The sequence below is a fragment of the Caecibacteroides pullorum genome (assembly GCF_019239235.1).
In the GTDB taxonomy this organism is placed as follows: domain Bacteria; phylum Bacteroidota; class Bacteroidia; order Bacteroidales; family Bacteroidaceae; genus Bacteroides; species Bacteroides pullorum.
In genome coordinates, this window is record NZ_JAAZTS010000001.1 from 417654 (window position 1) to 432250 (window position 14597).

At 49.8% G+C, this 14597-nt stretch carries 13 protein-coding genes; 4 read left to right on the forward strand and 9 right to left on the reverse strand.

Annotation, left to right across the window (positions count from 1 at the left end; translation table 11 throughout):
• The first annotated feature begins 130 nt into the window (after positions 1-130).
• Positions 131-1015 (forward strand): glycoside hydrolase family 25 protein, encoded by an 885-nt coding sequence (locus HF894_RS01690; protein ID WP_394369807.1) that lies wholly within the window; start codon positions 131-133, stop codon positions 1013-1015.
• On the opposite strand, the gene prmA is transcribed toward HF894_RS01690, so the two are convergent.
• Positions 1004-1852: a 50S ribosomal protein L11 methyltransferase gene (gene prmA, locus HF894_RS01695; protein ID WP_204970859.1), complete on the reverse strand. Its 849-nt coding sequence runs from the start codon at positions 1850-1852 to the stop codon at positions 1004-1006. The two genes, HF894_RS01690 and prmA, sit on opposite strands and share 12 nt — an antisense overlap.
• 223 nt (positions 1853-2075) lie before the next feature.
• On the opposite strand from prmA, the gene HF894_RS01700 reads away from it, so the two are divergent.
• Together HF894_RS01700 and HF894_RS01705 are read left to right on the forward strand one after the other, a co-directional pair.
• Positions 2076-3416: a hypothetical protein gene (locus HF894_RS01700; RefSeq protein ID WP_204970860.1), complete on the forward strand. Its 1341-nt coding sequence runs from the start codon at positions 2076-2078 to the stop codon at positions 3414-3416.
• 52 nt (positions 3417-3468) lie between these two features.
• On the forward strand, positions 3469-5205 hold the full coding sequence (locus tag HF894_RS01705; RefSeq protein WP_204970861.1) for an OmpP1/FadL family transporter: 1737 nt from the start codon (positions 3469-3471) through the stop codon (positions 5203-5205).
• Positions 5206-5351: 146 nt separating this feature from the next.
• Here the strand turns inward: HF894_RS01705 and HF894_RS01710 are convergent, their stop codons facing one another.
• From HF894_RS01710 to HF894_RS01735, 6 genes are all read right to left on the reverse strand, one after another.
• Positions 5352-6287: a hypothetical protein gene (locus tag HF894_RS01710; RefSeq protein WP_204970862.1), complete on the reverse strand. Its 936-nt coding sequence runs from the start codon at positions 6285-6287 to the stop codon at positions 5352-5354.
• 47 nt (positions 6288-6334) lie between these two features.
• A complete protein-coding gene (locus HF894_RS01715; protein WP_204970863.1) occupies positions 6335-6808 on the reverse strand; it encodes a DUF6108 family protein in 474 nt (157 codons plus the stop codon).
• Between the two features lie 6 nt (positions 6809-6814).
• Entirely contained in the window at positions 6815-7276 is a 462-nt protein-coding gene (locus HF894_RS01720; RefSeq protein WP_204970864.1) for a hypothetical protein, read from the reverse strand.
• A complete protein-coding gene (locus tag HF894_RS01725; RefSeq protein WP_204970865.1) occupies positions 7273-7791 on the reverse strand; it encodes an RNA polymerase sigma factor in 519 nt (172 codons plus the stop codon). The genes HF894_RS01720 and HF894_RS01725 overlap by 4 nt, the downstream gene beginning before the upstream one ends.
• Before the next feature lie 333 nt (positions 7792-8124).
• Positions 8125-8682 carry an NADH peroxidase gene (locus HF894_RS01730; protein WP_021847577.1) on the reverse strand — a complete coding sequence of 186 codons (558 nt, stop codon included), beginning with the start codon at positions 8680-8682 and terminating at the stop codon, positions 8125-8127.
• Positions 8683-8736: 54 nt separating this feature from the next.
• On the reverse strand, positions 8737-9153 hold the full coding sequence (locus tag HF894_RS01735) for a Fur family transcriptional regulator (protein ID WP_021847576.1): 417 nt from the start codon (positions 9151-9153) through the stop codon (positions 8737-8739).
• Positions 9154-9300: 147 nt separating this feature from the next.
• Here HF894_RS01735 and HF894_RS01740 point away from each other — a divergent pair, with 147 nt between their 5' ends.
• On the forward strand, positions 9301-11223 hold the full coding sequence (locus HF894_RS01740) for an NAD(+) synthase (RefSeq protein ID WP_204970866.1): 1923 nt from the start codon (positions 9301-9303) through the stop codon (positions 11221-11223).
• Between the two features lie 10 nt (positions 11224-11233).
• Here the strand turns inward: HF894_RS01740 and HF894_RS01745 are convergent, their stop codons facing one another.
• Positions 11234-12070, reverse strand: coding sequence for a transporter substrate-binding domain-containing protein (locus tag HF894_RS01745; RefSeq protein WP_204970867.1), 837 nt, complete (start codon positions 12068-12070; stop codon positions 11234-11236).
• A gap of 20 nt (positions 12071-12090) precedes the next feature.
• Positions 12091-14229 (reverse strand): putative porin, encoded by a 2139-nt coding sequence (locus HF894_RS01750; RefSeq protein ID WP_204970893.1) that lies wholly within the window; start codon positions 14227-14229, stop codon positions 12091-12093.
• Positions 14230-14597 lie beyond the last annotated feature (368 nt).

The following is a 14597-nucleotide window of genomic DNA, read 5'->3' on the forward strand; positions in this document are numbered from 1 at the left end:
TGCCGATAGACAGGGAGAGTCTTTTTTCTCCAGTTACGAAAAAACATTTTCCCAGTTGTTCAAAAAGAAATCTCCAGTTGACGGATTTTTCGGAAAACTACTAACTTTGCACGCGATTAGAACGAGACGTATGACTGAACCTTCTATTTCCAGAAAAAAGAAGAACGCCGACTATGCAAAAAAGCCTGTACGACGCCGCACGGCTGCTTCGCATGGAAAGTCTGCCAAGACCAAACGGCAGGCAGAGGAGCGCACTATGCCCGTATGGGTACGCAATGTGCTGGCTCTTTGCATCATCGTGGTCTTCTCGGCAAGTTTCTACTGGTTTTTCATCCGTCCCTATGCTTATCGCTGGAAGCCTTGCTACGGGTTGAAGGGTTATGGCGTGTGCATGCCTTGCGATTTCGAAGTACATGGCGTGGACATGTCGCATTATCAAGGGCATATTGACTGGCCTCGCCTGGCGGAGCATCGGGCTGGGGAGTTTCCTATCCGTTTCATTTTCATGAAAGCTACTGAGGGCGGCGACCATCAGGACGACACGTTTCGTCAGAACTTTGATTCGGCTAAGACCTATCGTTTCATTCGCGGGGCCTATCATTATTTCCTTCCGCGTACCGACGCGTTGAAGCAGGCTGACTTCTTTATTCGCACAGTGCCGCTGACGGCAGGCGATTTGCCTCCTGTGCTCGATGTGGAAACAACGGGCAAGAAGGACAAGGCCGAACTACAGGCTTGTGTCAAGACGTGGCTCGATCGTGTTGAGGCTCACTATGGCGTGAAGCCCATCCTTTATACCTCTTATAAGTTTAAGATGCGCTATCTGGATAGCCCTGTTTTCGATGCTTATCCCTATTGGATAGCTCACTACTATGTAGACTCCGTACGCTACCAGGGACCGTGGCATTTTTGGCAGCATACGGATGTGGGTACTGTACCTGGCATTGAGAAAGAGGTGGACCTGAACGTGTTCAACGGCACGTCGGCCCAACTCGATTCGCTTCTACTTAAATAATTGGAACTTAACCGCTGCCCAGCGGTTTTTCTCCCTGTACTCCATGAACGTCATGCCCAAGCTTTCGGCTTCAGAGCGGATGGCGGCGATGTCGTCGGTATAGAAACCACTCATCAGGAGGGTAGCGCCAGGGTTCATGCGGGCAATGTAATACTTCATGTCGGCCAGCAGGATGTTACGATTGATGTTGGCTATCACTACGTCGAAGGGTCCTTTGTCGACCAGCGACGAAGCGTCACCTTGATAGACATCGATACCGTCCAGATGGTTCAGCTCAATGTTCTCCAGCGAGTTGCGTACGCACCAGTCATCGATGTCTACAGCCGTACAATGGTTAGCGCCGCGCATGCGTGCCAAGATAGCTAGGATGGACGTACCGCATCCCATGTCGAGTACCGATTTGCCTTGCAGGTCGCTGTCCAGCAGTTCACCGATGATGAGGCTCGTTGTCTCGTGATGACCTGTGCCGAAGGCCATTTGGGGATTGATGACGATATCGTAGGGCACCTGTGGTATGTCGTGGTGGAAGGTGCTGTGGACGACGCAACGGTCACCTATCACGATGGGTTGAAAAAAATTCTTCTCCCATTCTTCATTCCAATCCTTGTCTTCGGCTTCTACGTAGCTATAGGTAATGGTTGTATCAGGCAGAGGGAAGGCGGCCATGGTCTGTCGTACCGTATCTTCGTCATACAGATCTTTCTGAATATAGGCGGCGATGCCGTCAGCCTGCTCTACAAAACTTTCGAAACCAGCTTCACCCAAGACGGCGCAGAGCACGTCGTTGACCGTCTCTGTGCAGGGTTGGGTGTGGAAGGTAAATTCTAAATATTTCATTGTTTTAATGGGGTTTTGTTAAAATGCTGGGATCCGATGGCGGCCCGTCGCATAATTTGTTTTATCTTTGAATAAGATTGGCAAAAGCCTCTGTTTGCAAAGATAGGCTGATTTAGGGAAATCCCTATAAAGGGGGGGGGAAAATCTCTGGGAAATTCGAAACTTTGGTCTTATTTTTGTCATACGGAAATCAAGTGTTTGTAAATTATAAACTGACAGATATATGAAAAAGATTGTTTTTTTATCACTTTTAGCCCTGTGCCTCCCGTGGACACTCGCGGCACAGAGTGTAGATGACGACCTCTATTATGTACCCTCGAAGAAGAAGGCTGAACAGAAGACCGAGAAAGCAGAGGAAGAGACGGTACGAAAAGCTCCTGAGAACGTAATAGTTGTAGAAACGCAGAAACCTGTTGTCTGTACAAATTCTGGTACTACCACCATTGTGGTAAAGGACAAGAAGGGGAATGTGCGCGATGTGGATGAATATAACCGTCGTTACAACTCGAAAGAATATGACTTTTCGCAGAATGAGGATACTCTTTATATCGAAGAAAAGGCAGTGCCCGATCCCGACGGTGAATGGGTAAACGGCTTCGATGGTTCTGAAGACGATTATGAATACGCTATGCGCATCATTCGTTTCCGCAATCCGCGCTATGCCATCAGCATCAGTAGTCCGTTGTATTGGGATGTAGTCTATGGATTGAATTCGTGGGATTGGAACGTTTATACTGACGGACTGTATGCCTATGCTTTCCCGACGTTCACCAACCGTCTGTGGTGGGACTGGCGCTATAATTCCTACGGATGGGGCTGGGGTTGGCCCTATTATGGATGGAACTGGGGCTGGAGCGGCTGGTATAGCGGTTGGTACGGTGGCTGGTATGCTGGCTGGGGAGGCTGGTATGGCGGCTGGGGATGGCCCTATTATCACCATCCTCATTACTATCCAGGCTGGCATCATCCGGGACCTGGTTACTGGGCTTCACGCGATACATATACTACACGTCGCTCTTATGGCACACGTAGTGTATCTACGACTCGGACAACAACTAATGGAGGCCGTTCTGTCCGTAATGGTTCAGCCACTCGTACAACGAGCGGACGACGTGTTACTGGACAACAGGTGAGACGAACTACAGGTTCTTCTACTGGTCGCGTAGTTGGTACACGTGCGACTTCTTCACGTCAAAATTCGGGTACTGCCGTACGGACAACTTCGACAGATGCACGCCGTAGTACTTACACACGTCCTAGCAGTACACGGAGCGATTCGTATAGTACTGGCAACCGTACTTCTATACGACAAAATGGTGTAAGCAATTCTAGTCGTCGTAGCGCCGCTACTTATAATCGTGGAAGTTCTAATCAACCTTCGCGCATCTATCAGTCACAATCACGTCGGAACAGTTACGATGACAATTCGCGTAGTTTCAACAACACTACTACCCGTAGCAGCAGCCGGTCGTCTTTCTCAACGGGGGGAAGTACTCGTTCCTCCGGTAGTTTCGGTACCAGCCGTTCTAGTGGTGGAGGTGGTGGATCAAGCCGCAGAAGATAACAGTCAGTTGTGGAGAATCTTTTATGGATGCTAATTTTAAAGAACGAAAGATATGAAGAAAATAATAATAGGTGTGTCTGTTCTTTTGCTTACTCTGATGCAGACACATGCACAAACGGTATATGATGCGGTAGATTTTGCTACCAAAGATTTGGACGGTACGGCTCGTTTTGTTGGAATGGGTGGTGCTATGGGAGCTTTGGGTGGTGATATTTCGACGATGGGAACCAATCCTGCAGGTATTGGTATCTATCGAAGTAATGATGCTTCGTTATCCTTTAGTTATTCGGCTTTAAGTACAGAGGCAAAGTATTTGGGGAATACATACAATGCATCGAAGAACCGATGGAATTTCGATAACATCGGAGTTGTGTTTTCTACCAAGATTGGTAATCAAACAACTCTGCGTTATGTGAATTTCGGTTTCAACTATCACAAAGCCAATACCTTTAATCGGAATATGTGGATGGCGGGTGATTTACAGGGACATTCCCAATTGTTTCAGATTGCTGGGATGACAGACGGATTGACACCAGAGCATTGGAATAGTGGTGCTATTTTCGATAACAATGATATCGGATGGTTGTCGGCATTAGGATGGGAAGGTTATTTAGTAAGTCCAAGTACTTCTTCTTTACCAGATGATATAGCTGATCAAATTGCAAATAGTCAAGGGAAATTAAATCCTGAAAATTTTGGTTATTATCCTATATTAGGTGAAAATAATCAGCCGTATTATATTGATAATGTTAGTGGTGAATTAACCTTTAATTCAGTAACAAATGGGCAACCTAATGAAAAAGCCTATGAGAATTATGGCTTTTATACTACGGTGGCTGGTGACGCGCCTTATCTCCGTGAATACCGTTCTCACGAAAGTGGTGGACTTGACCAATATGACTTTAATGTGGCTTTCAATCTAAACGATCGGGTTTATTTAGGTCTTACTGTTGGGGCTTATGATTTGGATTACAATAAGTACACTTTGTATAATGAAGATAGTCAGGGGCGTGACGGCGCAGGTTATAAACTCGAAAGCTATAACAATATCAGCGGCGGTGGTGTTGATTTCAAGTTGGGTGCGATTATTCGTCCGTTCCAATATTCTCCGTTGCGCATTGGTTTAGCTATACATACTCCTATCTTTTATAAGCTGACACACACGACATCGGCTGTATTGACTTCAGATTTTGCAGAGGAGGTAATCGATACGCGCAACTACCTGAAAGGCGGTGACATGAATTTTGAATACCAGCTTAAGACGCCTTGGACTTATAATGTAAGTTTGGGTTATACTGTTGGCAGCAGCCTTGCTTTGGGAGCCGAGTATGAATACAAGGATTATTCGAATATAAAATTCCAATATTCCGATGGTATGGATATGCAATGGGAAACGCAGGAATCTAAGAATTGCTTGAAGGGTGTACATACCCTTCGACTGGGAGCTGAATATAAAGTTATTCCTCAATTCTCTTTGCGTGCAGGTTACAACTTGATGACTTCTCCTTATCAGGACGGTGCTATCAAGGCTTTGCCGATCAATTCAATAAATACAGATACGGACTTCATGAACCTGAAAGCGCAGAATACCTACACGTTGGGTATCGGTTACCGTGGTTCTATGTTTTATGCGGATCTTGCTTATAAGTTGAATTCGCAGAAGGCGGACTTCTTCCCGTTTGTTTATTCTGAAGCGGATGGCAACGTGACGAATTATGTCAGCCCTGATGCAACAAGCGTGAAGTTCAGTCGTAGCCAGGTATTGTTGACGTTGGGTATGCGTTTTTGATTTACGCATAAGCCTGGGATGTTTTGGAAGAACAGGCAGATGTAATTCTTAGGCACGATTTATACAGATTATTATGGAGGTTATTAATTCTCTTCCGTATTGTTTTGTGTAAATCGTGCCTAAAATATATACATCTAGCCTGCTGTTTACCAATACCAGGCGATGCCGAAGGAGTAGGGAGATACGTCAGGACCTTTGTTGCCTTGGAATAGGGTGTTCATGGAGTAACGCAGGTAAACACCAAGGTTGCCATATCCGGCTTGGAGCAACAGGTTGGTGCCGATGGGGCGTACATACATGCCTTTGCCTACGGTCTGCTTCTTGCTGCCGTTTACATGGCTGAAGGATTTCACGCCGTGGCGTATCTCAAATTCGGGGCCGAAGTTAAAGAATACGAGGCTTTTGTTCCAACGCTGTTGCCACTCAAGTTGTACGGGGATGCGGAAGAAGAAGTGGCGCAGGCGGCTGTCGCTGTAGTAGGGAGTGGTGGTTTCACTACCTTCGGGTTGCATCTCCTGTCCGTTCTGGAAGTAGCTGCTTCCGTTCTGTTTCAATAGGGCGAGGTCGCCGTCGAAGCTGAACGAACGGTAACCCCAGCTCAGGCCGATGTTGATACCCCAGTGCGGGTTTTTCTTGAAGTTGTGAGAGGCAGCGAGGACATTGAAACCGAATTCCCATGATTGTGACAGATCAAGATGAGCTTTGGAACTGGATCCGAATCCCATGAAGTTGTCTGCCAAGCGCGAGAATCCTAGGAATACCCCTGAGACATGGGCCTCATATTCATTGTATTTTTTCTTTTTGGGAATAAAAGGCAGAGCGTCGAGGAAGGTTCGGCTGTCGGCATCTACCTTCTCCAGATAGACTCCTTCAAAGATTTCTACTTCTTTTTGTTCATCGTCCTCTATCTGTTGTTCGTAGAGCCTGATGCGCATGTCTCCCTTTCCTCTCAGAATGATGATGGAGTCGCCCTGTGTCTCGACGATGGCTTTCTCTCGTTTGGGTTCGGTGGTTTGTTGGGCTTGTGTACAGACGGTGGCCAGTATCAGGCAGCCGGCTGTGAGGATGGTCTTTGTTTTCATATCTATATAATGATTAATGATAATTTCTTCATTTTTTGTTTTTCTTTTTATTGCTTGTATAGCATCTCCATCAGTTCGTCCTCATCTAGCGGTCCTTCGATGTAGACTAGGGTGGCCTTGTCTTCCTTGCCGACTTTGTAGAGGATGTAGCGGTTTACTTTTTTGCCCTTTTGGCTAGTACGGCTCAGGCGATAGTAGGCGCTGCGCAGTTCGCCGCTTTCGTTCACTTCCTGCGTCTTCTGTACCTGATGGGTATCGATGGCCTGTTTAAGGCATTGAAGGATTTCCTGTTTGTAGGGAGTCACTTGCTCGAATACCAGGCTTTTGTAGGCTGTCATGCGGTAGGAGCGGAGGATGCTTCCGTTCAGTTCTACGTAAGTCACGTTTTTTTCGTCTTTGTATTTTTCGAATAAGGTGGCTATCTGCAAGCCTTCCTGGGCGTATGTGGTGAGGCTGAAACAGAGGATCAGCAACACGATGCCGATGAGGCGGCGATATACGATGTTTTCTCTTGTTCTCATGATGTTTTAGGGTAATATGTTTGGTAAGATGATGTTTTCTTTCAGTTCTTCGTCAGTGAAGCCTACGTTCTGCAGGGCTTCCAATGCCTTGGCCTGTACCAATTTCGGGTCGTCGTAATAGTGTCCGTCGATGATGGCATAGCTAGTATGATTGGTTGTGATGTGGGGCAGTAGGCCGGCGATGCCGATACAGAGTAGCAGAGTGGCGGCAATGCCTGTGGTCAGATAGTACAGACGGTACAAGCGGGTAGGCTTCGAGGTTGCTTCCGGTTGCTTGGGCGGAGTGGTCTCTTCTTTCTGCGTTTGTTGGAAGGCTTCGACTTCCTGGTCGATACAGGCAAAGAGCGGGCGATACACCTCCAGATGTTCGGGCACCTGGTCCGAGGCGAAGAAGCGGCGCAGTGCGCGTTCTTCCTCGCAGGTAGTCTGTCCGTCGAAATATTTTTCAAGCAGTTCTTCTGTCTTCATGACTGTTTCCTCCTTTTACGTTCTTGTATGGTTTGCAGGTAAATGTCTCTCACTTTCTTCCGTGCCCTCGACAGGTTGCTGCGTATGGCCTCGGCACTGCATCCGGTTATCTGGGCAATCTCTTCGCTCTCGTATTCCTCCACGTCCTTCATCCGCATGATGGTGCGTTGGAGTGGGGGGGGCGAGTCGATGATAGCCCGTATTAACTTTACTTCATCTTTCAGCTCAAGCAGATGGTCGGGAGTTCTGCCTCCGGCTACAGTTTGTAGCTGGTCGATGGAGCTGTTATCCCTGTTGCGTCGCCATTGGTCCATGCAGACATTGTGTGTCAGGGTCATGGCGAATGCCTCGATGCTTCGGTACTGGTCCAGCTCCAGCCGGTTGTTCCACAGCTTGAGCAGTACCTCCTGTACGGCATCTTCGGCATCCTCCGGGCTCTCGGTCAGCTTGCGTGCATAGTTCAGCAGCTTGGGGCGGAGCGGCAGGACGGATATTTTGAATTCGTTGAGTTCCATTTACACTTATAGGACGTTTGGGAAGACTAAACGTGACATCAAAGATGAAAAAAATATGAGATGTGGCAAAGAAATAAATGTGAGGAGCTTTGGCTTTTCGTTGATAGGTGGTCAGACGAAGTGCTATATGGGGTTGTAACACAGTGCTTTGTGGCAATGTGACACAGCGCTTCGTGAGGGTGTAATGAAGTGCTTCATGAGGAGGTGACAAAGCACTGCGTGAGAGGGTGAGAAAGTGCTTTGTGGGGAGGCGATGAAGTGAGGGGCAAAAAAGAAGAGAGGATGTATCTTCTGGCGATACATCCTCTCTCTATTCAGGGAATATTCAGAATCTTATTTCTTGAAGTAGCGGTTGTACAGACCCTCGAAACCTTTGCCGTGACGAGCTTCGTCCTTAGCCATTTCGTGAACTGTATCGTGGATGGCATCCAGGTTCAGAGCCTTGGCACGGGTAGCGATGCGCTTCTTGTCTTCGCAAGCACCGCTTTCAGCGTTCATACGCTTTTCCAAGTTGGTCTTGGTATCCCAAACGCAGTCGCCCAGCAGTTCGGCGAACTTGGCAGCGTGCTCAGCTTCTTCCCAAGCATAACGCTTGAAGGCTTCGGCTACTTCGGGATAACCTTCACGGTCAGCCTGGCGGCTCATGGCGAGGTACATACCTACTTCGGTGCATTCGCCCATGAAGTGGTTGTTCAGGTCTTTGATCATTTCGTCGTCGCAACCTTTGGCTACGCCGATTACGTGTTCGTCAGCGAAAGTCAAAGGACCGCCTGCTACGGCTTCTTCTACTTCAACAAACTTGCTGGCAGGAGCTTTACACAAGGGGCACTTCTCGGGAGCGGCATCGCCTTCGTAAACGTAACCGCATACTGTACATCTAAACTTTTTCATTTTTACTCAGTTTTTTAGTTTGAATTAATTAGTCTTATCTTTTTATTGTTTCAATCAATAACAATTTTCTTCCTTACAATGTTTGCAGACACCTCTATAATATAAGTGAATTTCCTGTATTTCGTGGCCTTCCGCCTCTGTACAGCCTTCGGCCGAGAGCCCGTCCTGACAAGGCAGGTCGTACACTTTGTTGCACACCTTGCAGAGGAAATGGGCATGTGGCGTGGTGTCGCCGTCGTAGCAGGTATTTCGTCCGTCGATGGTAAGTGTCTGGATGGCGGCATGCTCGTCGAGTAACTTCAGGGTGTTGTACACCGTTGTTTTCGACAGGGTAGGCATACCTGGAGCGAGCGCCGTGTAGATTTCGTCCACGGTGGGATGTGTATGGTGGTCCATCAGATACTGCATGATGGCTATCCGCTGTACCGATGGCTTTATGCTGTGGCTCTGCAAACGTTCAATAACATCCATATTCGCTCTTTTCAAAGTTGTAATGATTACATTTTTAATTCTGATGCAAAGATAGTCACTTCTTTCTATTTACCAAAGGTTTTCCCGTTTTTTTCGTGGTCATATTGATAAATTGGTTTATTTTTGCGGTAGTTAAACTTTTAGGATATGAATTACGGATACGTGAAAGTGGCGGCAGCCGTGCCTCGAGTGCGTGTGGCAGACTGTAAGTTCAACGCCGGACAGATAGAGAAGGAAATCATCATTGCCGACGGAAAAGGTGTGCAGATCATTGCTTTTCCGGAATTGTGTATCACCGGCTATACCTGTGGTGACCTGTTTGCCCAGCAGCTTTTGCTGGAAGAAGCCGAACTGGGATTGATGCAGGTGCTCAATACGACGCGTCAGCTGGACATCATTTCCATTGTGGGCATGCCTGTCGTGTGCGAAGGACAGCTGCTGAATGCGGCGGTTGTCATCCAGAAGGGACGGGTATTGGGTGTCGTGCCGAAGACCTATCTGCCTAATTACAAGGAATTTTATGAGATGCGCTGGTTTGTATCGGCTTCCGATGTGTCGGCCCGAACGGTACGGTTGTGCGGGCAGGTAGTGCCGATGGGCGATAATCTGCTTTTCGAAACCTCCGACACCACTTTCGGTATCGAGATCTGCGAAGACGTGTGGGCGGCTGTTCCACCCAGCTCGTCTTTGGCATTGCAGGGAGCGGAAATTATCTTTAACCTATCGGCCGACAATGAGGCTATAGGCAAGCATGCCTACCTGCGTTCACTCCTGAGCCAGCAGTCGGCCCGCTGTCTGGCAGGATATGTGTTTAGCTCGTGCGGGTTTGGCGAATCGACTACCGACGTTGTGTTTGCCGGTAACGGCTTGATTTATGAGAACGGTACGTTGCTGGTAGCCAGTGAGCGATTCTCGCTGGAAGAACAGTTGGTGATAAGCGAGATCGACGTGGAATTTCTGCGTACGGAACGCAGGGTGAATACGACGTTTGCTGCCTGCCGCAGGCGGGTGGCTCCCGAGGCAGCGATCAGAATATCGACGGAACTGGTCAACAGTCGTGAGCTGAACCTGATGCGTACCTACGATCCGCATCCGTTTGTTCCGCAGGGACCCACGCTGGACGAACGTTGCGAGGAAATCTTTTCCATTCAGGTAGCCGGATTGGCACAGCGTTTGACGCATACCAAGGCTAAGAGTGCGGTGGTAGGCATTTCTGGCGGACTCGATTCGACACTGGCGTTGCTGGTCTGTGTCAAGACCTTCGATAAGCTGGGATGGCCGCGCAAGGGGATTGTTGGTGTGACGATGCCTGGCTTCGGTACAACGGATCGTACCTATACCAATGCGCTCGACCTGATGACTTCGCTCGGGGTGACGGTGCGCGAGGTCAGCATCAAGAAGGCCTGCTTGCAGCACTTCGAGGACATCGGCCACGATGCGTCGGTACACGACGTGGTGTACGAAAACTCACAGGCACGCGAACGTACGCAGATTCTGATGGATATTGCCAACCAGACGTGGGGATTGGTCATCGGTACGGGCGACCTTTCGGAACTGGCTTTGGGATGGGCTACGTACAACGGCGACCACATGTCCATGTATGGTGTGAATGCCAGTGTGCCCAAGACGTTGGTCAAACATTTGGTGAAGTGGGTAGCAGAGAATGGAATGGACGAGACTTCGCGTAGTACGTTGCTAGACATTGTGGATACTCCCATCAGTCCCGAACTGATACCGGCTGACGAGAATGGCAACATCAGCCAGATAACCGAAGACTTGGTAGGACCTTACGAACTGCATGACTTCTTCCTCTATCATTTCCTGCGTGGAGGGTTCCGTCCGTCGAAGATATTCTTTCTGGCGGTACGTACTTTCAAAGATGTATATGATGAAGAGACTATTCGTAAATGGTTGCAGACTTTCTTACGCCGTTTCTTTAATCAACAGTTTAAGCGCTCCTGTCTGCCTGACGGACCGAAAGTGGGTAGTGTTTCCCTCAGTCCGCGAGGTGACTGGCGCATGCCGAGCGACGCTTCGTCCGAAGCATGGCTCAAGGAGTGTGAGGGCTGACCTGCCTAGCTTACTTGTAGTATTTCCGATAGATTTTCTGATATTCTCTGCCCTGTTTGAAGTCTTCGAGCCACGTGTCGAGACTGTCGAGCAGGGCAGGTGACTTTTTGCTCACGGCCCACGAATAGAATTGTGTGAAGCTGATATCGGTCGAGATATCTATTTGCGGCATGCTGTCGGCAGCGGCACGAGCTATCTGTTCGTCACACACGGCATAGTCGATGTCTCCGTGGGCCACCATGGCTATCAGCTGTTCGGGACCATACTTTTCCACCTCTTTAATATAGATAGTATCGGCAATCTCGTCGCCCAAATTTTGGATGCGCAGAATGGATGGTGAGCCTTTCACTACGTGCAGCGTCCGTTTAGCCAGCGACAGGTGGGTGCGGATGAACAGCGAGTCGTTCTCTCTGGTCGGCTTGCGCTGTACCAGTACTTCTTTGGTCAATGCGATGGGGGTAGTGAGCAACAGCGAGTCTTTCAGTTCGCTGGTGGCCAAGATGCCGTTAGCTATCAGATCGTACTTACCAGCTGCCAGTCCTTCCAGTCGCTTTTCGAAACTCATTTCAGGCGTAATGTCTACTCGCAAGTCATGGTCGCGGGCGAAAGCTTCTATCAGTTCGTAGTCGAATCCCGAAAGGGTGTCACCGTCTAGATGGAGGCTGATGGAGTTATACTCCAATGCGGCCCGCAGGATACCTTCAGCAGCGATGGCAGGATAGTCGCGCGAGATGTTCTCAGAAGCAGACGTGTCTTCGTGCTGAAGGACAAAAGTTGCTATCAGCGAGCCTGCGAGGGCTACGACCACATATTTCCATATCTTTGGGTTCAGTGTTTTCAGGAGCATGGACAGGTGTTTTTTCAAGGTTAGTCATAGAAGGTCCACGATACGCCCAGTTTCAGCAGGCGTGGGTTGATGGGGTAGTGGGGGACAAGGAATGAGTTTCGGTTGCCCATGCCTGCATTGACGTGGTACATCATTACGAAGATGCGTGTACGCTTCAAGTGCAGGTTGGCATAGACGTTTACAATGGGGTAGCCGCCTATTTTCACTCGATTCTCTTCGGGTTGCAGGACGAATTGTGACAGGGCGGGCTGATAGGCAGGTGCGTCGTACTCGGTGAAGTAGCGCACGTCGGCACCCAGCTGAACTGTCAGCACTTTTTTAAACAGGCGTGTCAGTAGATAGAGGTTATGGTAGAGTGAGAGATCAGGCAGGGGTAGTACAGACTGGTTGCTCGATTTCTGCCACGTCACTTCATTGTCCAAATGGAGGATGCCTAGTTTGAAGTCCTGTTTCAGCATGGCTGCTATTACCTGAACGCTGCCACTATGTTGTGTAGGCAGTGAGGTTGGGCCGAGGTACGTGTAGTTTTTGATATTCTCCACGCCTGCCTTCAAGTTTGTACGCCAGCGGGCGATGTTTAATTCACCTTCTACGCGAGTACGGAATTCTTTGTTCAGGTCGTTGTCCCAGACGAAGTGGTTGGAGTGGTAGTGGCGCATGTAGAACGATGGCAACGTGTTGCTGATGTAGCCGCGCGCCAGGAAATTCACCGTATCCTTGCCCAAGCGGAAGTTCAAGTCGAGGTCGCCGTCTACGCGGAATTGGCCGATGGCTTTGCCTGCCAGACCTACTTCGCCGTTGACGCGGTAGTGCAGCAGGTTACCTTCACGCTTGGCCAGTTCGCCGCCTGCGTATACTTCATGTTCTGTGTAGATTTGGCTAGGCAGGGGTGTTTGTGTGGTCTGCCCGTCACCGTCGGCACGGGTTGCAGCCTCGCTGTTGCCCAGGTTCATCAGCGTGTAGCGGCTCACTTTGTGCGAAGCGTAGGCTGTCAGGCCTGCCTTAGCATACTTGTTGAAGCCTTCGAGCAGCGAAATGCCTAAAACGTTCTTTACGCTCAGGGCCAGGGTGGAGTCGTTGCTCATGCCTTCTTGCAGGTAGGTGTTCTCGTAGGGACTGGAGTCGCCCGTAGGTTCCACGCCGGCGCGGTAACGATGGTTCGAACGCTCGATGTGGAATGTATGGATGAAACTGGTCACTGGTACAAATTCTTCTGTTACCAGTGTATCTTGCGGAACGGCCGTACTATCGCGCTGCGCCCGGCGGCGTGCGTTCTCGTCTTTGGTTTCTTCCAGTTTCGTCGTCTCGCGGGTGAAGCCCAGGCGATAACGGTGTGTCAGGTGGACGTAGAAGTTATGGTTGCGGTTGGCTGTCTGCTCGAAGTTGACGGGAATGTAGGTGGTTCCGCCTACTTCGGGCATGTTCTCCGGGCGGGTGATGTACTGGTCGTCTGTGATACCGCCGTTTTCGTTCATCTTCATCGAGAAGTTGTTGTACATGGCTTGCATCTGATAGCGTTCGCCGATGTAGCTGGCAAAGAGGCCGGCGTTGAAGAAGGCTGTCGCCTGGTCGGTGTAGTAGCCGCGTCCGTAGAGATAATCGATGTTGAATCCGAAAGCCAGGCGCTTGTTGGCGTTCACCGAGAAGTAGGACTTGAAGCGCTCTTCACCGTTCACCTTGCTGCCTGCCTTGTAGTAGGTCAGGTTCGAGAAGGGGATGTTGCTGTTCGTGAAGCGGAAGTCGCCGGGGCGGAACAGGAAGCTGGAGTAGGTGGACAGAAACATGGTCGGTTCCCACTCTTCCCGCTCGAAAAACACGCGCGACAGGCGCGGACTGCCCAGGTTGCCCAGGTAGTTGTAGTGCCCCTCCATGCCTTCTACGAGGTTCGTGTTCTGGAAGTTCAGGTTCAGCGTGTCGGCGGGAACGCGCCTGCGGTCGCCCAGGCGTTCGTCCAGCTGCCACTGGTAGAGGCGTGGCGGCGGAGCCTGTACGTTGGTGCTGTCGTTCTTCAGGTTGTCCGGCTGAGTCGAGGGGTCTATCTGGTTGCCGTACTGGTCGCGCAGTGTCTGACCGTTGGCGTTCGTCAGCGTTTGCTGTGCCAGGGCGGTACTCAGTCCCAGGGTACACAGCAGCAAGTATGTCAGTGTGAGTCGTTTCAGTTTCATGGGGGCAAAGATAGTGAAAGGTGAGAGTATAAAAAACAAGCTCGCTTGATTTTTTATGTCGAACAGCCTCCTATCTTGTCAAAAGATAATGCATTGCCGGAATGCATCCGTCTGAAAGCATGTCCGCTTCAGCTTGGGTGCAACGGGCGGTGGTGACGGATTGTGACAAAATGATAACTTTCTGCGTCAAAAAGAAGGGTTGCTTCCAGCCCCGCGTACCGTTCTGTCAATCCGAGGGCTCGTAAGCCTCGCCCCGCGTGCGTTTCTGCCCGTCCGAGGGCTCGTAAGCCCTGCCCCGCGTGCGTTTTTGTCCGTCCGAGGGCTCGTAAGCCTCGCCCCGCGTGCGTTTCTGTCCGTCCGAG

Coding starts and splice junctions, on each gene's coding strand:
- HF894_RS01740 (WP_204970866.1), top strand. CDS start 9,301: ATGAATTACGGATACGTGAAAGTGGCGGCAGCCGTGCCTCGAGTGCGT.
- HF894_RS01700 (WP_204970860.1), top strand. CDS start 2,076: ATGAAAAAGATTGTTTTTTTATCACTTTTAGCCCTGTGCCTCCCGTGG.
- HF894_RS01690 (WP_394369807.1), top strand. CDS start 131: ATGACTGAACCTTCTATTTCCAGAAAAAAGAAGAACGCCGACTATGCA.
- HF894_RS01715 (WP_204970863.1), bottom strand. CDS start 6,808: ATGAGAACAAGAGAAAACATCGTATATCGCCGCCTCATCGGCATCGTG.
- HF894_RS01745 (WP_204970867.1), bottom strand. CDS start 12,070: ATGCTCCTGAAAACACTGAACCCAAAGATATGGAAATATGTGGTCGTA.
- HF894_RS01710 (WP_204970862.1), bottom strand. CDS start 6,287: ATGAAAACAAAGACCATCCTCACAGCCGGCTGCCTGATACTGGCCACC.
- HF894_RS01720 (WP_204970864.1), bottom strand. CDS start 7,276: ATGAAGACAGAAGAACTGCTTGAAAAATATTTCGACGGACAGACTACC.
- prmA (WP_204970859.1), bottom strand. CDS start 1,852: ATGAAATATTTAGAATTTACCTTCCACACCCAACCCTGCACAGAGACG.
- HF894_RS01735 (WP_021847576.1), bottom strand. CDS start 9,153: ATGGATGTTATTGAACGTTTGCAGAGCCACAGCATAAAGCCATCGGTA.
- HF894_RS01730 (WP_021847577.1), bottom strand. CDS start 8,682: ATGAAAAAGTTTAGATGTACAGTATGCGGTTACGTTTACGAAGGCGAT.
- HF894_RS01705 (WP_204970861.1), top strand. CDS start 3,469: ATGAAGAAAATAATAATAGGTGTGTCTGTTCTTTTGCTTACTCTGATG.
- HF894_RS01725 (WP_204970865.1), bottom strand. CDS start 7,791: ATGGAACTCAACGAATTCAAAATATCCGTCCTGCCGCTCCGCCCCAAG.